Below are 21,094 nucleotides of genomic sequence, written 5' to 3'. Positions count from 1 at the left end.
TCTGGTGACCGGTGCAACCGGCTTCATTGGTCGGCACGTGGCCGCGCGCCTCGCCGCATCAGGGATGCACGTTGGCGCGATTGGCCGAGCGCCGCGACATACGGCAGCCGCGCAGACCCCTGGTGTCGAATGGCTGTATGCCGACCTTCTCGCCGAGGACGAATCTCGCCGGCTCGTCGCGGCGTTCCGCCCAGATATCCTTGTTCATGCCGCCTGGTATACCCGCCATGGGCTATTTTGGACGGCGAAGGAAAACACAGACTGGCGCGCGGCAAGCATCGCTTTGGCCGAGGCCTTTCGCGATGCCGGCGGCCGACGCTTTATCGGGATCGGCTCCTGCGCCGAGTACGACTGGACCTCGCCGGGATCGGTGGCATGGCCCGAAACACGCCCGCTGTTGCCGGCAACGCCCTACGGAAGCGCCAAGTGCGAGGCAGCGGCACGCATCGCCGCCCTGTGCGCTGAAGCGGGCATGGAGTTCGGATGGGCGCGGCTGTTTCATCTGTTCGGCGCGGACGAACCTCCCGACCGGCTGGTTTCTTCGCTGGCGATCGCCTTGTTGGCGGGCAAGGAAGCAACCGTAGGCTCGGGGCGTCACCGTCGCGACTTCTGTGACAGTGCCTTCGCCGGTCGGGCAATCGCCGCGCTTGCGGTCTCGCGTGCATGTGGTCCGGTGAACATCGGTTCGGGCCAAAGCGTTACCATCGCCAAAGTCGCCCGTCTCATGGGTGACCTCTGCGGCCGATCGGATCTTGTGCGCTTGGGGTCGCGCCCGGATCGGCCGGACGACCCGCTCTATCTGGTGCCCGATGTGCGACGCCTGCGCACCGTCGTTGGCTTTCGCGAACAGCACGACCTGCGAGCGCGGCTAGCGGCGGCGATCAATGATCAACGGCGATGCGCCGCCAACATGGCGTCTATGGCATAGACGAGCGTCTTGCCGCCGCTGCCGGGACCTATTCGGCAGCCTCGCGCAGCGTAACGCGAACGGTGGCACTACACGGGTCGATCGCGACGATGGCCTCGTGAAGATCAAGCACGCTTGGTTTGTGGGCAATGCTGATCAGCGTGGCCTGCGGCAGGCGCCGCTTTAATGCATGATAAACGTCACTCTCGGTTGCCTCGTCCAGCGCCGAGCTGGCCTCGTCGAGAAAGAGCCAGTCCGGGCGGTACAGCAGGGCGCGAGCAAACGCGAGACGCTGCTGTTCGCCCGGCGACAGAGCCAGCGCCCAGTTTCCGCTCTCGCCGAGGCGATTGGCGAGATGGGACAGCCGGCAGACGGCGAGTGCCTCGGCACAGGCCTCGTCACTGTAATCTTCAGGTTGACCGGGATAGCTCAGCGCCTCCTTGAGCGTTCCTAAGGGGAGATAAGGCCGCTGGGGGAGGAACAACACACGCGCATCGCGCGGCATCGCGATCCGGCCATGTCCGAACGGCCAGATTCCGGCGATGACCCGGAACAAGGTGGTTTTGCCACTGCCGGACGGACCCTGGACCACGACCGAGCGGCCGCGATCTATGGCAAGATTGACGTCGCGCAACAGGACGCCTCCGTTCGGCAAACCGACATCGACGGCCTCGAGTGAAATCACGTTGGCATTTCCGGGCACGACGTCGAACTGCCGCTCGCTTCGTTGCGCACGCTTGGCCGCGGCTATTGCCTCGCCGAACGTTGTCAGCCGCTCCGTCGTCGCCTTCCAGTCGGCAAGGATCGAGAACGTATCGACGAACCAGGACAGTGCGCCCTGCACGCGACCAAAGGCGTTCGCCGTCTGTGTCAATACGCCGAAGGGTATGGCACCAGCGAAGTACCGTGGCGAGGCGACGACCATGGGGAACACGTCCGCCGCCTGACCATAGAACGCGGTAAACCATGTCAGACGCTTATTATACCGCATATAGTCCCACCAAATGCGGTAGATCGCCTGGAAAGCGCCCTGCAGTCGACGGCCTTCATCCGGTTCGCCCCCGTAAAGGGCGATGCTCTCGGCATTTTCACGAACCCGGATCATCCGGTAACGGAAATCGGCGTTGGAGCGCTGCAACTCGAAATTCACCCGCACCAGCGGCCTGCCGATCTTGAACGTCAGCCAGGAACCCAGACCGGCATAAATGACCGCGACCCACATCATATAGCCCGGCACCTCAAGGCCCCCCATGATCGGCAACGTAATGCTGCCCGAGAGCTGCCAGAGGATCGCCGTGAACGTGACCAGTGTCAGCACCTCCGAAATCAGGCCGAGGCCAATCGCCAGCGTCTGCGTCGTGAACGAATCACAATCCTCCTGGATGCGCTGCTCCGGATTGTCCGATCCGCTTTGCGTCAACTCCAACCGATAGTAGGTGCGGTCGCGCAGCCACTCCCCGCAATAAACGTCGGTAAGCCATCGCCGCCAGCGGATTTGCAGCATCTGGCGGAACCACAGCCGATAGACGGCGACGAGGATAAACAGCGTGGCGATGACGGCGAAATAGCGCAGCTCGCTCCAGAAGGCGTCGACATTCTTTTCTTCAAGGGCGTTATAGAAGCGCGCGTTCCAGTCGTTGGCGAGCTTTAAGATCCACACGATAATGACGTTGAGAAACAGGACGATGGCAAGCAAAGCGCGCGCGATCCAACGCTCGCGGACGCGGAGTTTGCGCCCGAACATCGACACCTCGCCCCACTCCGTCGCCCGCCAATACGGGATGGTAAGGTGCCATAGCTTGGCGAGAAACCCCGCAGCCGTCGACAGCCGCGCGCTCAGGTCACCGTTCATCGTTCATCCCAGCCGCTTTGAACTGGTCGCACTGTGCGGCGAGTGCAAAACACACGCAAATGAAATCATGTTAACCTCGCATATACCCTGTGCGAACGAAGACGATGGCGTCTCATACGCCAGGGCATGACCCTATTCGAGGTGAACGAGAGGAGCGACAGCGTGGCGAGCGCGAAATCGATCGCTGCAAAGGACGTACCGGCGCTGTTGCGACCGGGGATGCAGGTCTACGCTCCGGGCCTGGCCGGCGAATCGGCGGTGTTCGTGCAAGCGCTTCGCGCCGCGCCCGATGTATGCGCAGGAGTCCGCTTCGTCGGCGTCTGGCTTCCGGGCGTGAACCGCGTCGATTATGCCGGCCTTCACCCGCAAGCTCAGGCGAGCGCGTTTTTCGTCACGCGTGATCTCGCCGGCTCGTTCGCCTCCGGGCGCGTCGACTTCCGGCCGTTATCTTATTTTGCGGCATACACTTGGTTGCGCGATCAGGCGGATATCGACCTCGCACTTCTGCACACGGCCCCTCCCGACGCCGAAGGGAACCTGTCACTGGGCGTAGCCAACGACTTCACGCCGTCGATCCTGCATAAGGCCCGGTTGAAAGTGGCGCATGTCAACCCCCTCATGCCGCGCACCTTTGGCACGCGTGTGCCTTTGGCCGCCGTCGATTACATCGTGGAGGCACCGGCGCCGTTGCTCGCGGACGACGATGCGCCCGATACGGTGTTCGACGCCATCGGTCGACACATCGCCGGCCTGATTGAGGACGGCGATACCCTCGAAATTGGTGTCGGTCGGGTGCAACGGGTATTTTCCGCGATTACAGGAGCCCGGGGACTGCGTTTGCATACCGGTGCGATCACGACCCCACTGTTGCCGCTTGTCCGCGCCGGCGGTATCGCCGAGGACGAGGGAGCGATCGTCGCCGGCGTGGCGTTGGGCCAGAAACCGCTTTACGACTTCGTTGCCGACAATCCCCAGGTGCGGTTCGCCCCCGTGGGCTGGACGCACGACATCCGCACCCTCTCCGCCATTGAGCGGTTTATTGCGATCAATTCGGTCATCGAAGTCGATCTTCTGGGGCAGGCGAATGCCGAGATGATCGGCGGCCGGCAAGTCGGTGCGGCCGGCGGCCTCATGGACTTTATGCGCGGCGCCCGCAGTTCGCCCGGCGGTCGCGCCATTGTCGCCCTGCCGGCGGCGGCGAAAGGTGGCGCCATCTCGAAGATCGTCGCCGAATTTCCGCGGGGCTCGGCGGTGAGCGTCGCCCGTGGCGATATGGATACGGTGGTGAGCGAATTCGGCGTTGCGGATTTGCGGGAGAAGACGCTCGATGAGCGCGCGCGCGCCCTCATCGCCATCGCCGCTCCCCAGTTTCGTGACGAATTGACTGCCGCGTGGTCGACGCGTCGCCGGACAATGTGAGCGATTGGCGGTGCCGCGAACAGTCCTATCGAGCCGCGCTGCATTGACGGAGGACTAATTCACCCGCGCCCGCAGCCTTCTCAGCAGATCCTCGATCTCTGCCCGCCGATGATCTCCAGACGAATCGGCGAGATACGCTTCAAGAACGGCGATGGCTGTTTTCATGTTGCCCAGCCGGCTGTGCAAGACAGCTGTTTCCCACCACAGTTCCGAGCGTCGCGGCGCGATCGCCGTCATCGATACCAGTATCTCCAAGGCCCGTTCGAAATTGTCCGCCGCGATGGCTCGGAGCTTAAGATTGTTCTGCAGACGAATCAGGACATCGCGGTTGCCGACCGGCGCATAGTGCCCCGGCTCGATTTCCTTCTCGCCGCCGTGCGCGTCCTTGATCATCCGGCGCAGGTCCTCGGCACCGAGCAGCTTGCCGCCGTGGAAAGGATCGATGATCACCCTCTGCCCGCGGGCGGACAGGCGCAACAGAAAGTGGGACGGAAAAGCTAAGCCGGTTATGTCCGCGCCGTAGGCGCGCCCGGCGTGGAGCCACAAAATTCCAATGGCGACGGGAAGGCCGCGCCGTCGCTCGACCACGTCGATCAGGTTGGCGTTGCGCGGATCGTCATAGGTCTCGCTGTCACCACGGAATTTCCATCGGGCCGCCAATAGATCGGTCAGCGCGGCAATCTGCATCTCGACGCTGTGAGTACGGGCGGTCGTCCGGCGCGCCTCGGCCGCGATTTCCGCAAGAATGTCACGGTAGGGATCAAGGCTTTCGCCTCGACGATCGAGCGCGGCCAGAAGGAGCGCGGCCTCGGCGACGTCGATCTCGTCGTCAATCTGTTCGCCGATGGCGCGCAGAGAGGCAAGCACGACGTCCCGATCTGCAGCGCCGATGTTCGGATATGATTCTTCTCCGTCAACCTGATCCTCCGGCATCTTTTCCAGCAATCCCCTTCGTCGTGACTTTGGAACATTGAAACGGGCGGATGAGCAATGCAAGCACTGGTCCAAGCGGACAGAGAAGCGTTAGCGCGCGTTGCCGGATACAAAACGCATGGCGGCACCAAAAAGTCCCGCCACCATACGGTGGGGGAGCGCTACTGAGCCGAAGGCCGCCTGATTAAAGCGCCCGGAAATATGCACCGTCTGGCGCCCGAGTGCGGCAAGGCCATCGGCTGCGACCGTGCGCGGATCACCCCCGGGCAGCAGACGCGGCGTTTTCAACCTGTCCTGGGAGGACAACTCGCGCCCGTTGCGCGTGGCGCCGGGGCACAGCGCCAGAACGTCGATTGGCTCGCGACGGAGTTCCTCGGCGAGCGCTTCGGCGAAGTGCAGTCCGAAGGCCTTCGACGCGGCGTAGGTCGCGAAGTACGGGATGGGCGCGAACGCCATCGTCGAGGAGACGACAATCAGGCCGGCACGAAGACGCGCCGCGCGCGCGCGCGCGATCATCCCCGGCAGTAGCCGCCGGGAAAGATCAACGACCGCCAGTCCATTGACCATGATCGTACGGCACTGGCTGTCGGCGGGTGCGTCCAGAAAGCGGCCATTGTGCCAGGAACCGGCGTTATTGATCAGCAGATCGATGCCGAAGGCGTCCGCCCGCTCGACGAGTCGGTCCCGATCGGACTCGCGAGTAAGGTCGCCGACGCAGATCTCAACCATCTTGTCCGCTGCCGCCAGCATCTCAGCCGTTTGCGCCAAGCGAGCTTCATCGCGGCCAGCCAGCAGAAGCTGCGTGGCTTTCGGCAGCTCCTGAGCAAAAGCGCGACCAATCCCGCTTGTCGCACCGGTGATCAACGCCCGCCGATAATCGCGCATGACTGCCATCTCCTTTCGTTCCGCTGGGCCCTTTTGCGGCTTGGCGCTCTCGCCTAGGCCTGCGATCGGCAAGCCTATCATACGGCACAATGCCTGGCGCGGATCGCGCCGGGCGGGAGCTTGGTCCCTTTCACGATCCAAAACGATTAAGTTGCCAGCAGGCTCTGACCGTGTTGAAACTAGGATTGGCAGTCGGTTTGCGAAAAATCGAGCCGACGTGGAAGCGTCCATCGTGAGGTGCGAAGGCATGGAACGGGCGGGCGGTAGCGGGGAAAACCCGCCTTACGTGGCAGACTTTCACCGTTTCGGCTTCGCCGTCGTCCGTCACGTGTTCACCCCGGACGAGGTTGCATTACTTGCACGCGCCTTCGACGATATCTGGGCGCAAGGAATGGAACATCCCCGCAGCTATCGGCACGGGAATGTCTTTTTTCGCGTTTCCGACGATCGCAACCTCGGACGGATCGTACGCTACGTGCAATGGCCATCGTATTTCGATTCGCGCCTTGACGCCGTCCGGAGCGACCGCAGGATGCTGAACATTCTCCAGCCGCTCATCGGTCGCGACATCAAGCAGATCATCAATCAGATGCATTGGAAACCACCAGGAGCGGCGATGGCGGACTTCGGCTGGCATCAGGACATCCGCTTTCGCCGACCGCGCTCAGCCTATCGCGAGCCCGGCGAAAGCTATGTTCAGACGGCCATCGCCATTGATCCCCACCGGCTGGACAACGGAGCCATGCGTATGTGCTCCGGAAGTCATCGCCTGGGCGAAGTCGATCTCGGCCCCGGTCGGATCATGGACCGGGCACTCGACGGCGCCGACCTCGCGAAGGCTGGGCTCGATCCCCGGAACGTCGAAGCGCTCGTGCTCGAACCAGGGGATGTCGCCCTCTGGCACCTCTACACGCTTCACGGCTCCGGGCCAAATCACACCTCCGGCGATCGCCGGCTCTACATAAACGGCTATGTCAAGGCATCGATGTGCGAGCGCGGGGAATGGACGTTTCGCGACGGGCAGCCCCTGCCGTTGGGCAACCCCGTGCTGGTGCATTTCGAGGACCTGTTTCGCCGCCCGGAGCCGCACTATGTCGATGACTGAGATCCCCCCGCCATGCCCACGGGAGCAGAGGAGCCGGCCCGGCCGATAAGAACACGAGGGTACACGATCGTGGCAAGAGCAGTCTGGAACGGCGTTGAAATCGCCGCGTCACAAGATGTCGAATTGCTTGAAGGTAACGTTTACTTTCCTGCGGCCACCTTGCGTATGGGCCACCTGCGCCCGTCGCCGCACACCAGCGTCTGCCCGTGGAAAGGAACCGCCCACTATTACGACGTCGTGGTCGACGGCAAGGTAAACGCGGCAGCGGCATGGTTCTATCCCGATCCGAGGCCGAAGGCTGCTCGCATCAAGGGGCACGTGGCCTTCTGGAAAGGCGTGAGCGTCGAAACCCAAGAATAACGATGCATGCTTGGTTGACCCGGATGCTGAAGCATTTACAAGCCACTTCGGCCAACCTATTGTTTTAGAATTATGTCGCGGCCATTACGGATTGAATTCGCCGACGCCGTCTATCACGTAAGTGCACGCGGGAACGCCGGGCAGACCATTTTCCTGAAGGACGGCGATCGGCGGGCGTTTATCGAGCTTTTGGGACGGGAAGTTGCACAGCATCGCTGGCGCTGTCACGGATTTTGTCTGCTCGATGATCAGTATCGCCTTTTGATCGAAACACCCGAAGCCAATCTCGGCCGGGGGATCGGTCGTTTGAACGCGATGTATTCCCAGTGGTTCAATCGCCGGCACGGCCGGGTCGGCCACCTGTTTCAGGGCCGATACAAGGCGATCGTTATCGAAAAGGCCGTATGGATCGCCCGTCTCGCGCGTGATCTCGCCTGGGCTCCGGTGCACGCGGGGCTCGCCAAGCGACCCGGACATTGGGAATGGTCGAGTCATCGATTGCTCGCTAAGAACCGGCAGGGTCCGCCGTGGCTGGTCATCGACGATATCCTCGCCGAATTCGCGGGTGCGCCGGAAGGAACGCGCAAGGCCTATCGCCTATTCGTGGCTGAGGGCAAGAACGCCCCCTCTCCGTGGGCCTCGGTCCGGGCTCAGATGTACCTCGGGAGCGAAGCCTTCCTCCGGTCGATGGCGGAGCGGGCACGGTCACGGCCAAGCGAGCAGATCCCGCGCGCGATGCTTTGTCCCGACCGTCCCACCCGCGAGACAATCATCGACGCTGTCGCCACTGCCGCCGGAGTCGCCGCCACAACGGCGCTCGACCGCCATGCACGGCAGGACGTCTTTCGCGTGACGGTATATTTGCTGCGCCGCGCCGCCAATCTGTCGCTCAAGGAGGTCGCCGCGCTCGCCGGTGTCTCGCCACCCCGAGTCTCGCAAATTCAGCGGGCGATCGAGGAGGCCGGTGGCCTTGTGCGGGTGTTTTCCTGGACGCAGCCGCTCGCGATTTACTTACCTTAACGTCTCCGCTCTGCCCCGGCCGTATCCGTGCTGAATCCACGCGCGTTCCCCGCCGGCGATTGTTTCTGTGGACGGCACGGCGGGACGACGTGCAATCATACCGGGCGGTTACAACCGACTTACCACCCTGCGATTCGCGACAATATCGGCGTCCAAAGCGTTGCTGGCAGCCGTCCGTGTTCGCTTTGAGACCCGGTGTCATGTGATCTCATGCAGCAGTTTGAGAAATAAAATTACCAAAATCCACCGATATTGTGCCAAATACACCACATTAAAGGCGACGAATGAAACGTTGCGCCGTTTTCCTCTCGACTCGGCGCACACTCGCCCGCTAGGTTTGAGGCCTGTTCGCATTCTCACCACATCACCGGGCATGCGGCAGGGCTCACCTCGGCGAATGGAGCGAGGTGGCTCGATATTCGCGCTTCTCAGTCTTGAGGGACGCGAAGGATGCACGAGAGCCCGGTAAGAACCACCCGGGATAAGATTAGGAGACGTTTCATGGACACGTTTTTTCGCTCCTCCGACCGATTGAACAGCGCGACCGAAACCGCAACGGAGTCCGCACCGTTGCTGCCGTTTGAAGCTGAATTTGACGGACTTCGCCGCTCCAGGTCGGCAAAGCTTGAAGATCTCTGCGATCCTCAGCGGTATTGGGATTTCTTCACCGGAACCGACTGAGCTTGACGCCGTCGACTGGCTCGCCAGAGTGTGGAGGGAAGACGCCACTCTCCACCCTCTCTCCGGTCAGGTTGGCAACCGGGCATCTGAAAGTTGGACGGCGCTTGCGCCGGGCACTTTACTGCGAAGCGCCCGGCGCAAGCGCTACTGCCTAGACGTCGAGGTTCGACACCGTTAGCGCGTTTTCCTCGATAAATTCGCGACGCGTCTCAACGGTATCTCCCATCAAAGTCGAGAAGACCTCCTCCGCATCGTCGGCATGGTTGACGCGAACCTGCAGCAGCGTCCGCGCGTTGGGATCAAGCGTCGTCGTCCACAACTGTTCGGGGTTCATTTCGCCGAGGCCCTTGAAGCGCTGGATGGCGATTCCCTTGCGACCGAGCCCTGTAATGGTGTCGACCAGCGTTACCGGGCCGGTGATCGCATGCTCCTTGTCTTTGACCAGGAGTCGGCCATGTTCGCTGAATATTTCCTGCAAACGAGCGGCCTTGCTATTAAGGCGACGCGCCTCGCTGCTTTCGATAACCGCAGAATCAAAGACATGGCGTTCGCTGACCCCTCGCACGGTTCGCATGAACGCAAAGCCACCACCGCTGCTTGCCGAGCCATGCCAGCCACGGTCGACCACGGTCTCGATCGCGTCGAGACGGGCGGCGATCGACTCGGCCATGCCAGAGGCCTGGTCTGGGTCGGCGAGAAGCCGCGGGTCAAACGCGCCAGCGATCGCCGCCTGCTCGACGATGCGCAGGGGCAGATGCTGCGCCAGGCGCTCAAGCAGCGTTTTCATGCTGCGCGCATCCTCGGCGAGTGCGCGCAGATCCGGGCCGGCAATCTGCTCCCCCGAAAAGCTTTCGAAGACAGCCCCCTCATCGATCGCCGCCGCAAAGAGATGTTCCTGCAATGAAGGATCGTCTTTTAGGTAAATTTCTGAAGAGCCCCGCTTTGCCCTGTAAAGCGGGGGCTGAGCGATGTAAAGATAACCTTTCTCGATAATTTCAGGCATCTGACGAAAGAAAAATGTCAGCAAAAGGGTACGGATATGGCTGCCGTCAACATCTGCGTCCGTCATAATGATGATTTTATGATATCGGCATTTGCCAATGTCGAAGTCTTCTCGACCGATACTGGTGCCGAGTGCGGTGATCAACGTACCGATCTCAGCCGATCCCAGGATTTTGTCGGACCGGGCACGCTCGACATTGAGGATCTTACCGCGAAGGGGAAGGATCGCCTGGTTCGTGCGATTGCGCGCCTGCTTAGCCGAACCGCCCGCGGAATCGCCCTCAACCAGGAATAGCTCGCTTTTCGCCGGATCACGTTCCTGGCAGTCGGCGAGTTTGCCCGGTAGAGAAGAGATTTCCAGCGCGCCCTTGCGCCGGGTGAACTCGCGCGCCTTGCGCGCGGCTTCCCGCGCGACTGCAGCTTCGACGATTTTTGCGATTACCTTGCGTGCATCACCCGGATTTTCTTCCATCCATCGATCGAGATGCTCGCTGATGAGCCCCTCGACCACAGGCCGGACCTCAGAGGAGACGAGTTTTTCCTTCGTTTGTGAGGAGAATTTGGGGTCAGGCACCTTGATCGATAGCACGCACGTCAATCCCTCACGCGCGTCATCGCCGGTAATCGACACCTTTTCTTTCTTGCCGGCGCCTGCCGCGGCGTACGCTTGAATTGTGCGCGTGAGCGCGCCGCGAAAGCCGGCGAGATGCGTGCCTCCGTCTCGTTGTGGGATGTTGTTGGTAAAGCACAGCATCGTTTCATGATAGCTGTCGTTCCACTGCAGGGCAGCGTCGACGATAATGTTGTCGCGTTCGCCGTGGATGCTGATTGGCGCCGGCGTCAATACCGTTTTGGAACGATCGAGGTAGGTAACGAAGGCGACCAATCCGCCATCGTAGTGCAGGTCGACGGCGTGGGGACTGACCGAGCGAGCGTCAGTGAGCTGCAGCCGAACGCCGGAATTGAGAAAGGCCAATTCGCGCAGGCGATGCTCGAGCGTGGCAAGGTCGAAATCGGTGCGAGTGAAGATCGATGGCGAAGGCAGGAAGGTGAGTTGCGTGCCGGTGAGCGGACGGTTGTCCTCGTTGGTGGGCGCATCGCCGATGATGGCCAGCGGAGCCTCGGCGTCGCCAGCGCGAAAGCGCATGCGATGCTCCTTGCCGGCACGCCAGATGCGCAGTTCCAGCCAATCCGAAATCGCATTGACGACGGATATTCCAACGCCATGCAGACCGCCGGAAACCTTGTATGAGTTCTGATCGAACTTTCCGCCGGCGTGCAGACGGGTCATGATCACTTCCGCTGCGGAAACGCCTTCTTCTTGATGAATATCGACCGGAATGCCCCGACCATTATCGATGACCGTCACCGATCCGTCGGCATTGAGCTGCACGTGGATGGTATCGCAATAGCCGGCGAGCGCTTCGTCGATCGCGTTGTCAACAGCCTCATAAATCATGTGATGAAGGCCGGAGCCGTCGTCGGTGTCGCCGATATACATACCCGGCCGTTTGCGCACGGCATCCAGACCCCGGAGAACCTTAATCGAAGCGGCGCCGTAGGCCTCGGCTGCGGCTTCGATCATCTTGCCGTCATTCATCGGAGCCACTCCGCTTCAAAGGACCGACCATCGCCGCTCGCGCCGTTGCCGAGTTCGTTCTCGGGTTCAACGTCGTGACCGTCGTTCGCCTGCTCGATGCGGACGATCTGCGCCCGATCGCCGAGCGGCAGGAATGGGGTTAAATCGGTACCAGTATACCATACCTGCGCCGCGAGCGCGTCGACGGCGGCGAACACGGCATAACGATGGCGAGCGTCGAGATGCGCGACGACGTCGTCGAGCAGCAACAGCGGCGCTTCACGGCGTTCACGTTGCTGCAGGCGGGCACCGGCCAGAACAAGTCCGACGAGCAGCATCTTTTGCTCGCCCGTCGAGCAGGTTTCCGCCGGGCGCTGGCTGCCAGTGTGCAGTACTCGCATATCCGAGCGATGTGGACCATATGCCGCGCCGCCACTCTCGCTATCGCCCCGCCGCGCCGATGCAAGCGCCACACGAAACCGGTCCTCGACCGTCAGCGCCGGGACAGCATCGAGCCAATCTTCGAGGGATCCCCGCATGGTGACCGACGCCGGAGGGAAGCCGTCGTTCATTGTGCTCAGGATCTGCGAAAGTTGTGTCGCCGTTTGTCGGCGTGCGGCGGCGACGGCGACGCCCAAGCGCGCCATCGTCTCTTCAAGAGCGTCAAGCCATGAGGGATCTGCGGACAGTTCGACCGTCGACCGCCGCAATAACACGGATCGCTGGTACATCGCCCGCTCATACGCGGCAACGCGCGCCGAATGCGCAGGATCGATTCCCCAGACCACCCGATCGAGAAAACGACGACGCGCGGCAGGCCCGTCCGTGAACAGGCGGTCCATGTCCGGCGTCAGCCAGATGACGGCCAGGGCCTCGGCGAGCGCGGCTCGTCCACGGGCCGGTTGCCCGTCAATCTTGACCTGCCGCCGGTCGCGAGCAGCGTTCGCATCCGCTGCGAAACTGGTCAGCAGGTCGATCGGACCCGAGCGATTGACCAGCCGCGCGGCGATCGACCAGGCAATCGCCGCGGCTCCTTCATCGGCGCGCACCATCTCGGGCAGCCGGGCCCGTCGAAGGCCGCGTCCCGGGGCTAGCAGCGACAGCGCTTCAAGAACGCTGGTTTTGCCACAGCCGTTGGCGCCGACAAGCACAACCGGCTCCGGACCGAGGTCGAGCCGAAGCGAACGGTGGCAGCGAAAATTCCTCAACACAAGCTGGCTGACAACGAGTTGCCCTGCGGTCCTCGCCGCAGTCGCTTCCGCTTGATATGCCGTATCCAGGTTCGACAACTCCGATCGAGTGCGCGCGCGCGTATCCGTCACACCCGCATCGGCATCAGCACGTAGATGGCGCTCCTGTCATCCAGCTCGTGCAGGATCGTTGGCGATGCTGCGTCAGCCATCGATAGTCGAGCATTGTCGCCTCCGATCTGGTCAGCGATATCGAGAAGATAGCGGGAATTGAACCCGATCTCCATCGCTTCGCCCTCGTATTGGACTTCGAGTTCTTCTGTGGCGCTTCCGTGTTCCGGACTGTTGGCCGAGAGCTCAAGCACGCCATTCGCCAGCTTAAGCTTGACCGCTCGCGTCCGGTCATTGGAAATCGCCGAGACACGATCGACGGCACTCTTGAAATCGCGGCAGACAACATCGAGCTGCTTATCGTTATGTTCGGGGATCACCCGCTCGTAGTCGGGAAAGGTGCCGTCAATCAGCTTTGAGGTCAGCAGCGCCGGCCCGATGCCAAAGCGAATTTGCGTCTCGGAAAGGGCGATCTCGACCTCTTCGCTCGCCTCATCAACGATCTTGCGAACCTCGCTCACCGTCTTGCGCGGAATGATTACCCCCGCCATTCCCTGTGCGCCGGCAGGCACGGGCAGCTCGACCCGAGCCAAACGATGGCCGTCGGTGGCGACCGCACGCAGCACGTCGACGCTGTCGTGTCGCACGGTATGCAGGTAGATTCCGTTTAGATAATAGCGGGTCTCCTCGGTCGAAATCGCGAATCGCGTACGATCGATCAAGGAGCGCACATCGGCGGCGGCAAGGCGAAAGCGAAAGGGCAGCTCGCTACCCGTCAGCGCCGGGAAATCCTCGATCGGCAGACATGCGAGGGCAAAGCGCGACCGGCCGCAGCGCAGGGTCAGGCGCTCCCCGCCGGAACTGGATTCGAGTTCGATCTGAGCGCCGTCCGGTAGCTTGCGGACAATGTCGTAAAGCGTGTGCGCGGGCACCGTCGTCGCGCCAGCGGCAATGACGACGGCGGGGACCGATTCGACGATCTCGATATCCATATCCGTCGCCGTGAGCCTCAGCTCGTCACACTCCGCTTGCATCTTGATGTTGGAGAGGATCGGAATGGTGTTGCGTCGTTCGACGACGCTTTGCGCGTGCCCGAGCGACTTCAGGAGCTGCGCGCGTTCGATGGTGACTTTCATTTGCTTATGACGACCCGAACTGTTCCCGCCCTCGACCCAGAGGGGACGATGCTACCGGGCGCACGACAAATCCGCGTTAGTATCGCAGAGCTTCGATCAATGGCGGAAAGATGACGTTGCCCGGCGCAGTATAGCAAAGCTCGATTGAGCCGGTAACGAATTCCTAGCGCTGGACGCTGTAAGGGCTCACCCCTGCAACATTCGCTTTAGAAGCTCCAGATCTTCGGCAAACGCCGCATCACCGTCACGTAATTCTTCGACCTTGCGGACGGCGTGCATCACTGTCGTATGATCGCGGCCGCCGAATTTGCGGCCGATCTCGGGTAGAGAACGCGATGTGAGCTGCTTGGCGAGGTACATCGCCACCTGTCTCGGGCGGGCCACCGAGCGAGCCCTCCGCGCCGAATACATATCGGCAATGCGGATGTTGAAGTGCGCTGCCACCTGTTTTTGGATGTCGTCAATGGTGATCCGGCGGTCGTTCGCGCGCAAGAGGTCGTGCAGGACCTCCTGTGTGGTATCAATGGTGATGGCGCGACCGATGAGCTGCGCGTGCGCAACGACGCGGTTGAGCGCACCTTCGAGTTCCCGCACATTCGAAGTGATGCGATGGGCGAGAAACTCCATCACCTTTTGCGGCATCTCGATGCCGAGTTGATCTGCCTTTGACTGAAGAATGCCGAGGCGGAGTTCGTACGTCGTTGCGTGAATATCTGCGACCAGTCCGCAGTTCAGCCGCGATTTCAGGCGCTCCTGCATTCCCTCCAGGTCGGAAGGCGACTTGTCAGCACTGAGCACAATCTGCCGGCCCTGATCGACGAGGGTATTGAAAGTATGAAAAAATTCTTCCTGGGTGGATTCTTTGCCGCTAATAAATTGAACGTCGTCGATCATCAAGACATTAACGGAGCGGAATTGTTCCTTGAAATCGACCGTGTTTTGCTCGCGCAGCGCGCGAATGAACCGGTACATAAATTTTTCAGCAGATAGATAGACGACCGTACGCCGAGGATCTCCTTGGCGGATGCTCCAGGCAACGGCGTGCATCAGATGTGTCTTGCCAAGGCCGACACCGCCATAAAGGAAAAGCGGGTTGAACGGGACGCGCTTCGCTTCCGATACCCGGCGGGCTGCCGCGTAGGCGAACTCGTTAGGCTTGCCGACCACGAAATGATCGAAGGTGAAGCGCGGATCGAGCGGCGCGCTGATTTCGTCGACGAACTTGCTGCTCCCGCCGTTCATCCCGGAGGCTGGCGACATTCGCGCTGGCTGCGCTGATGACACCGCGGCGATCTGCGCAGGCGCACAGGTGCGCGCACCAAGCATATCGCTCGATGTTGCGACCTCCCGGTCACCATTTACGATAATGTCGATCCCACGAACCGAAGGATTCTCACCGCCCCACAACGCGCGAAGACGGTCCGCATAGTGGGCCATCACCCAGTCGCGCATGAAGCGCGTTGGCACAGTCATGACAACGAGACCACCGTTTTCACCCTGCACCATCATCGGCTTCAGCCAGCTTCGATAGGCGGCTTCGCCAACCTCGGCGCGGAGCAGCCCGCTCACACGCTTCCACTGAAAGTCGAGCGAAGTTGAGCAACTCTCATTATTCATAATGAACCCGTATCGGTTGTTAGTCCGCTCCGCGTGGGCCGTAACGGGGTGACTTTCGTCCGCTGCCTTGTGGTTGACGCAACCACAAGGCAGCGCTTACCACCAGCGAAGCACAACCCGCCCGGCCACAGAGAAGACTGCTTCTCCAGCGGCTAACCGACTTTTCTTAAATCTTCTTAATTTTTCTATTCGGTAAACTGACTTCCACCGGACGTGGATCGTAGTCACTTGCGTCGGATCTTAATGGCGGGCCGTTTGCAAATGTCATAAGCGCTTCGGACGGCAATTCCTCACAAGTACACCCCGTCGGAATGAACTGATTACCCGCAAGCTTCGCGCGTTATCCTAATTAAAATCGAGCAGCGAAAAGCCGACAAATCCCAGGTCATCATCTTTAATACACCCCTCTGCAAAAACCCTCTGCATCCCTCCCTAAGGAAGGTCTTTTTTTACCGGCTTTTTATGGGTGCACTCGAGCAAAGAACTTTAATAGCCGCCGGATCGGTGCGCAACGTGACCGAATGCAGAACGACAAAAAAAAATCTCTTGACCCAACCGCGCGGCATCAGGCGTCGCGCGGCTACCAAGCCAAGCAACGGACGACAATTCAGAGTATAGTTCGGAAAGCGAGCGCAGGCCGCCGTTGAGAGCGTCAGACGGACATAGATTTGATGCGCCGGGCCAAACGCGAAAGCTTGCGAGCAACGGTATTTTGATGAACCACGCCCTTGTTTGCACCGCGCATCAGTTCTGGCTGTGCCAGATTGAACGCCGCAAGGGCCTCATCCTTCCTGCCGCTGGCGATGGCAGTTTCAACCTTGCGCACAAACGTCCGAATGCGCGAAACCCGCGCGCGGTTGATTTCGGTGCGTTTTTCCGTTTGCCGAATGCGCTTCTTGGCTGAAGCGTGCTGAGCCATTGCGTTACCTTCTTTGGAGTTTGCTGCCTCTGAGGCGCGGCACTTCTAAACGTCTCGGGACGACGCGTCAACCTTGTCGCGTACCACCCGGTTGACCGCACCTGATGTCTTCACAAGTGACGCGGGCGGACAGTGCTGTCCACCCGCGGTGTTCGTCGTTCGCCGATGCGTTTCGGCCGTCTAGCGGTTGCGCCATTCCGGCTTGCGCTTCTCGGCGAACGCGTTCATGCCTTCCTTCTGGTCCTCGGTCGCGAAAACGGCATGGAACATCCGCCGCTCGAAGCGGATACCCTCGGCCAGGGTCATCTCGAACGCCCGGTTCACCATCTCCTTGTTGAGCATGGCGATCGGCCGCGACATTGCGGCAATTTTATTCGCCGCCTTCATCGTTTCCGTCATCAGATCGGCGGCCGGCACGACCCGTGCGACGAGCCCGGCCCGCAGTGCCTCCTCGGCCTTCACCTGCCGTCCGGTCAGGCACATGTCCATCGCCAGGGCCTTGCCAACGGCGCGCGTCAGCCGCTGGGTGCCGCCGGCACCCGGGATAGCGGCAATGGTGATTTCCGGCTGGCCGAAGACGGCGGTATCCGCTGCGATGATGAAATCGCACATCATCGCAAGCTCGCACCCACCACCGAGCGCGAAACCGGCAACCGCCGCGACAACCGGTTTGCGGCACTTTGCGGTGCGCTCCCATGACGAGGTGATAAAGTCCTCAAGGTAGCAATCCATGAAGGACTTATCCTTCATCTCCTTGATATCGGCCCCGGCAGCAAACGCTTTCTCGCTGCCGGTCAAGACGATGGCGCCGATCGCATCATCGGCCTCGAACGCGTCAAGCGCCTGGCCGATTTCGCCGACAAGCTGATTGCAAAGCGCGTTCAACGCCTTCGGCCGATTGAGCGTGATGACGCCGACCGCACCTTGGGTCTCGGCGATGATCATCTCGTACGCCATGTCCGTCTTCTCCTCATCCCTCGATGTTATTTTCCGGATGGCCGTCCCGGTCAGTGTTGACGGCGGCCGCAGTAGAAGGTTGAGCGGCCGCTCTGCACGATCTTACGGATGCCACCTCCTTGCGATTGTTCGCAGAGGCATCCCGGACACGGCTCGCCTGCGCGACCATATACCGCGAATTGGAACTGGAAGAAACCGAGTTCGCCGGACGGCCGGACGTAATCGCGAAGGCTCGAACCGCCGGCCGCGATCGCGTCAGTCAATACCGACTTGATCGCGTCGGCAAGCCGCCTGGCGCAGCTGCCGACGACACTCGCGGCGCACCGTTCAGGCGAAATCCCGGCATGGAACAAGCTCTCCGAGGCATAGATATTTCCCATTCCGGCGACGATTCGCTGATCGAGGATGGCAGGCTTGATCGGCATCGACCGCCCGGCAAGTTTCGCATCGAGCCAAGCGGCATCGAAGGCAGGCGCGAGAGGATCGGGGCCAAGCGTGGCAAGTTGCGGATGCCGGTCGAGTCCGGCGGCGGGCGTGAGGTCCATGAAACCGAACCGGCGCGGATCATTGAACCTGATCCGCCCGCCATCATCGGTGCGCAAGATCAAATGGTCGTGCGGTCCCGGCGGCAAGACGTCGCTACGATCGATGCAAAAGCGTCCGGACATGCCAAGATGGGCGATCCACACCTCCGCGCTGTCTAGGTAGAACAGGAGGTACTTGCCTCGCCGGCCAATGTCCTCGACCCGCCGTCCGGTGAGACGCGTGGCAAATCGCTCGGGCATGGGCGCACGCAGGTCCGCACGGCGCTGGACGACGTCGGCGATTCGCCGCCCGACGAGCACTGGCAGCAGGCCGCGGCGCACCGTTTCAACTTCCGGAAGCTCAGGCATGGCCTACGCTAGCGCGGTCCGCTGTCGTCGGCTATGGTTCGCGGCATGTCAGAAACAATTTTCCCCTCCGGCGACTCCAACGATGCGGCCGACGCCGCGAAGGCAACGACGCACTTCGGTTTTCGCACCGTTCCGGAAGTCGAGAAGCGCTCTATGGTCGGCGCCGTCTTCGATTCCGTCGCCAGTCGTTACGACCTGATGAACGACCTGATGAGCGCCGGCGTGCATCGGGTGTGGAAGTCGGCGATGCTCGACTGGCTGAACCCGCAGCCAGACATGCTGCTGCTCGACGTCGCCGGGGGCACCGGCGATATCGCCTTTCGCTTTCTGGAACGTGGCGGAACGCGAGTGATCGTGGCTGACATCAACACGGAGATGCTCGCCCGTGGACGCGACCGCGGAATAAACCGCGGCTGGATTTCACAGATTGACTGGACGTGCGGTGATGCCGAGCAGCTGCCGATCGCCAATGCCAGCGTCGACGCCTACACCATCGCCTTCGGCATCCGCAACGTCACCCGCATTGACTCGGCGCTAACCGAAGCCCGCCGCGTGCTCAGGCCGGGCGGCCGCTTTTTATGTCTGGAATTCAGCCGAGTATCGTTGCCCATGCTCGACCGGTTGTATGATACATATTCGTTTCGCGTGCTTCCCGCCTTAGGGGCCATCGTTGCGCGCGATGCTGATTCCTACCGCTACCTGGCGGAAAGTATCCGCCGTTTTCCGTCGCAAGACACATTCGCGCAGATGATCCGCGCCGCTGGCTTCGACCTCGTCTCCTGGCGCAACCTTTCGGGCGGAATTGCCGCCCTACATTCCGCTTGGCGTACCTGACCATGCCGCTGGCATCTTCCGGGCCTGCGCCCGGATTGCGCCGGACCACGGGCGCGATGGGAGAGCGGCGCGAATGATCCGCGATCTGCGCAATGGCATACGTCTGTGCGGACTCGCCTGGACGCTCGCCCGCCATGACGCCTTGTTCGTCTTCGAGCGATTCCGGGCTGTAAAGCCGCTCGTCTCTTTCGCGACGTTGCTGACTCCCCGCCGACCCGGGCGTCCCGGACAGCGGTTGGCGAAAGCGCTGCAGGACGCCGGCCCTTCGTTCATAAAATTTGGTCAGACGCTCGCAAGTCGCTCCGATCTGGTGGGCGATGAGTTGTCGCGCGACCTTGCTGAGTTGCAGGACCGGTTGCCTCCCTTTCCGTTCGAGCAGGTGCGCGCAACGATCCTCGAGGAGTTCGGCCGGCCGCTTGACGACCTCTACGCGTCCTTCGATCCGACGCCCGTCGCTGCCGCCTCGATTTCGCAGGTCCATTTCGCCGTCGATCGTGAGGGGCGAGAGGCGGCGGTGAAGGTCCTGCGTCCCGGCATAGAAAAAGCATTCGCCCGCGACCTCGACCTGTTCTTGTGGATCGGTGAACTGATCGAAACGCACGTTCCGGCGCTGCGCCGCCTGCGCGCGGTCGAAGCCGTGGGCATGCTCGCCGATTCCGTCGCCGTCGAGATGGATCTGCGATTCGAGGCAGCCGCGTCCGCGGAACTCGCCGAGAATTTCGTCGGCGATCGTACCTTTCATGTCCCCGTCGTAGACTGGACCCGCACCGGCAAGCGCGTGCTCACGATTGAGCGCGTCTCGGGCATCAAGATCGACGAGCGTGATGCGTTGATCGCCGCAGGCCACGACCCGCTCAAGGTTCTGACCCGCGCGGCGGAGGCGTTTTTTCATCAAGTGTTCCGCGACGGATTCTTCCACGCCGATATGCATGCGGGAAACCTATTCGTTCGCGCCGATGGCAGCATCGCAGCGGTTGATTTCGGCATCATGGGACGATTGGACCGAAAGACGAGGCGGCATCTGGCCCAACTTCTTTTGGCGTTTTTGAGCCGCGATTTTCGTCTTGCCGCCCGTGTCCACTTCGCCGCCGGCTGGATTCCCGCCGACCGCTCGATAGACGCCTTCGCTCAAGCCTGCCGATCGATCGCCGAGCCGATCCTTGACCGGCAGCAAAACGAAATTTCAGTGGCAAGCCTGCTCGGCCAGTTGTTTCAGATCACCGAGACGTTCTCGATGGAGTTGCAACCTCAGCTTCTTCTTCTGCAAAAGACGATGCTGGTCGCCGAAGGAACCGGCCGCAAAGTCGAGCCGGAAGCGAACATGTGGTTTCTGGCCCGTCCGCTCATCGAAGCGTGGACAATCGAAAATCTAGGCCCGCAAGGACGGTTGCGCGACGCCGCCGAGGAAACCGTGGGTATTATCCAACAGGTACCGGCTCTCATTCACCGGGTTGACCGCATCGTCTCTCTACTCGCCGACAGTGCAAGCACAATTAATCCCGAATTCCTGCAGCGGTCATCCCCACCGCGCGCTGGCGTCTCCGGCTGGATCGTCGCCGCCTTTCTCGCAGCAATCCTGCTGGGCATGCTGATCCGCTGAGCAGGGCTGCGTTTCGAAGAGCGTGAGCGAAACGCCTCGAGTTCGCTCAAGCCGGGCTGACGTCATCGCGGTTATTTAGGACTCGATGCTGCAC

The 21,094-nt window shown here is 61.4% G+C and carries 17 protein-coding genes; 7 read left to right on the top strand and 10 right to left on the bottom strand.

Translation table 11 applies throughout. The annotated features are described in order from the left end of the window. Positions 1-4 precede the first annotated feature (4 nt). Positions 5-928 carry an NAD(P)-dependent oxidoreductase gene (locus IPK66_03780; GenBank protein MBK8174415.1) on the top strand — a complete coding sequence of 308 codons (924 nt, stop codon included), beginning with the start codon at positions 5-7 and terminating at the stop codon, positions 926-928. 28 nt (positions 929-956) lie between these two features. Here IPK66_03780 and IPK66_03775 read toward each other — a convergent pair whose 3' ends face one another. Next, entirely contained in the window at positions 957-2,759 is a 1,803-nt protein-coding gene (locus IPK66_03775; GenBank protein ID MBK8174414.1) for an ABC transporter ATP-binding protein/permease, read from the bottom strand. 162 nt (positions 2,760-2,921) lie between these two features. Here IPK66_03775 and IPK66_03770 point away from each other — a divergent pair, with 162 nt between their 5' ends. Next, positions 2,922-4,178 (top strand): acetyl-CoA hydrolase, encoded by a 1,257-nt coding sequence (locus IPK66_03770; protein ID MBK8174413.1) that lies wholly within the window; start codon positions 2,922-2,924, stop codon positions 4,176-4,178. A gap of 54 nt (positions 4,179-4,232) precedes the next feature. Here IPK66_03770 and IPK66_03765 read toward each other — a convergent pair whose 3' ends face one another. Both IPK66_03765 and IPK66_03760 read right to left on the bottom strand, forming a co-directional pair. After that, on the bottom strand, positions 4,233-5,111 hold the full coding sequence (locus IPK66_03765) for a transglutaminase family protein (GenBank protein MBK8174412.1): 879 nt from the start codon (positions 5,109-5,111) through the stop codon (positions 4,233-4,235). A 90-nt stretch (positions 5,112-5,201) separates the two neighbouring features. Beyond that, a complete protein-coding gene (locus IPK66_03760; protein MBK8174411.1) occupies positions 5,202-5,996 on the bottom strand; it encodes an SDR family NAD(P)-dependent oxidoreductase in 795 nt (264 codons plus the stop codon). Between the two features lie 247 nt (positions 5,997-6,243). Here IPK66_03760 and IPK66_03755 point away from each other — a divergent pair, with 247 nt between their 5' ends. The 3 genes from IPK66_03755 (at position 6,244) to IPK66_03745 (ending at position 8,481) form a co-directional block, all read left to right on the top strand. After that, a complete protein-coding gene (locus IPK66_03755) occupies positions 6,244-7,101 on the top strand; it encodes a phytanoyl-CoA dioxygenase family protein (protein MBK8174410.1) in 858 nt (285 codons plus the stop codon). Between the two features lie 69 nt (positions 7,102-7,170). Continuing rightward, positions 7,171-7,461: a DUF427 domain-containing protein gene (locus IPK66_03750; GenBank protein ID MBK8174409.1), complete on the top strand. Its 291-nt coding sequence runs from the start codon at positions 7,171-7,173 to the stop codon at positions 7,459-7,461. 72 nt (positions 7,462-7,533) lie between these two features. Then, positions 7,534-8,481 (top strand): helix-turn-helix transcriptional regulator, encoded by a 948-nt coding sequence (locus tag IPK66_03745; GenBank protein MBK8174408.1) that lies wholly within the window; start codon positions 7,534-7,536, stop codon positions 8,479-8,481. Positions 8,482-9,313: 832 nt separating this feature from the next. Here the strand turns inward: IPK66_03745 and gyrB are convergent. The 7 genes from gyrB to mutM all read right to left on the bottom strand — a co-directional run bounded on the left by gyrB (position 9,314) and on the right by mutM (position 18,566). Beyond that, the gene (gene gyrB / locus IPK66_03740; GenBank protein ID MBK8174407.1) at positions 9,314-11,749 is read right to left on the bottom strand and encodes a DNA topoisomerase (ATP-hydrolyzing) subunit B; all 2,436 of its coding nucleotides are present in this window, start codon (positions 11,747-11,749) and stop codon (positions 9,314-9,316) included. An 11-nt stretch (positions 11,750-11,760) separates the two neighbouring features. Continuing rightward, a complete protein-coding gene (gene recF / locus IPK66_03735) occupies positions 11,761-13,023 on the bottom strand; it encodes a DNA replication/repair protein RecF (GenBank protein ID MBK8174406.1) in 1,263 nt (420 codons plus the stop codon). Positions 13,024-13,061: 38 nt separating this feature from the next. After that, positions 13,062-14,180: a DNA polymerase III subunit beta gene (locus IPK66_03730; GenBank protein ID MBK8174405.1), complete on the bottom strand. Its 1,119-nt coding sequence runs from the start codon at positions 14,178-14,180 to the stop codon at positions 13,062-13,064. A 186-nt stretch (positions 14,181-14,366) separates the two neighbouring features. Further along, complete coding sequence (dnaA, locus tag IPK66_03725; GenBank protein MBK8174404.1) at positions 14,367-15,797, bottom strand: chromosomal replication initiator protein DnaA; 1,431 nt, start codon at positions 15,795-15,797, stop codon at positions 14,367-14,369. Positions 15,798-16,449: 652 nt separating this feature from the next. After that, positions 16,450-16,716, bottom strand: a complete 267-nt coding sequence (gene rpsT, locus IPK66_03720) for a 30S ribosomal protein S20 (GenBank protein ID MBK8174403.1) — start codon at positions 16,714-16,716, stop codon at positions 16,450-16,452. A gap of 180 nt (positions 16,717-16,896) precedes the next feature. Next, on the bottom strand, positions 16,897-17,673 hold the full coding sequence (locus IPK66_03715; GenBank protein ID MBK8174402.1) for an enoyl-CoA hydratase: 777 nt from the start codon (positions 17,671-17,673) through the stop codon (positions 16,897-16,899). A gap of 50 nt (positions 17,674-17,723) precedes the next feature. Further along, a complete protein-coding gene (gene mutM / locus IPK66_03710; protein MBK8174401.1) occupies positions 17,724-18,566 on the bottom strand; it encodes a bifunctional DNA-formamidopyrimidine glycosylase/DNA-(apurinic or apyrimidinic site) lyase in 843 nt (280 codons plus the stop codon). A 33-nt stretch (positions 18,567-18,599) separates the two neighbouring features. Here mutM and ubiE point away from each other — a divergent pair, with 33 nt between their 5' ends. Further along, positions 18,600-19,400, top strand: a complete 801-nt coding sequence (ubiE, locus tag IPK66_03705) for a bifunctional demethylmenaquinone methyltransferase/2-methoxy-6-polyprenyl-1,4-benzoquinol methylase UbiE (protein MBK8174400.1) — start codon at positions 18,600-18,602, stop codon at positions 19,398-19,400. 73 nt (positions 19,401-19,473) lie between these two features. Continuing rightward, positions 19,474-21,000, top strand: a complete 1,527-nt coding sequence (gene ubiB / locus IPK66_03700) for a 2-polyprenylphenol 6-hydroxylase (protein ID MBK8174399.1) — start codon at positions 19,474-19,476, stop codon at positions 20,998-21,000. Positions 21,001-21,094: the final 94 nt, after the last annotated feature.

This window comes from Rhodospirillales bacterium (assembly GCA_016712595.1).
Taxonomy (GTDB): domain Bacteria; phylum Pseudomonadota; class Alphaproteobacteria; order Rhodospirillales; family Defluviicoccaceae; genus Defluviicoccus.
This window is presented reverse-complemented; position numbering and strand designations above follow the sequence as displayed.

Bases quoted from the DNA above. Each gene is read 5' to 3' on its own strand.
- IPK66_03775 (MBK8174414.1), bottom strand. From the start codon at position 2,759: ATGAACGGTGACCTGAGCGCGCGGCTGTCGACGGCTGCGGGGTTTCTC.
- IPK66_03765 (MBK8174412.1), bottom strand. From the start codon at position 5,111: ATGCCGGAGGATCAGGTTGACGGAGAAGAATCATATCCGAACATCGGC.
- IPK66_03760 (MBK8174411.1), bottom strand. From the start codon at position 5,996: ATGCGCGATTATCGGCGGGCGTTGATCACCGGTGCGACAAGCGGGATT.
- IPK66_03755 (MBK8174410.1), top strand. From the start codon at position 6,244: ATGGAACGGGCGGGCGGTAGCGGGGAAAACCCGCCTTACGTGGCAGAC.
- IPK66_03745 (MBK8174408.1), top strand. From the start codon at position 7,534: ATGTCGCGGCCATTACGGATTGAATTCGCCGACGCCGTCTATCACGTA.
- gyrB (MBK8174407.1), bottom strand. From the start codon at position 11,749: ATGATCGAAGCCGCAGCCGAGGCCTACGGCGCCGCTTCGATTAAGGTT.
- IPK66_03730 (MBK8174405.1), bottom strand. From the start codon at position 14,180: ATGAAAGTCACCATCGAACGCGCGCAGCTCCTGAAGTCGCTCGGGCAC.
- dnaA (MBK8174404.1), bottom strand. From the start codon at position 15,797: ATGAATAATGAGAGTTGCTCAACTTCGCTCGACTTTCAGTGGAAGCGT.
- rpsT (MBK8174403.1), bottom strand. From the start codon at position 16,716: ATGGCTCAGCACGCTTCAGCCAAGAAGCGCATTCGGCAAACGGAAAAA.
- IPK66_03715 (MBK8174402.1), bottom strand. From the start codon at position 17,673: ATGGCGTACGAGATGATCATCGCCGAGACCCAAGGTGCGGTCGGCGTC.
- mutM (MBK8174401.1), bottom strand. From the start codon at position 18,566: ATGCCTGAGCTTCCGGAAGTTGAAACGGTGCGCCGCGGCCTGCTGCCA.
- ubiE (MBK8174400.1), top strand. From the start codon at position 18,600: ATGGTTCGCGGCATGTCAGAAACAATTTTCCCCTCCGGCGACTCCAAC.
- ubiB (MBK8174399.1), top strand. From the start codon at position 19,474: ATGATCCGCGATCTGCGCAATGGCATACGTCTGTGCGGACTCGCCTGG.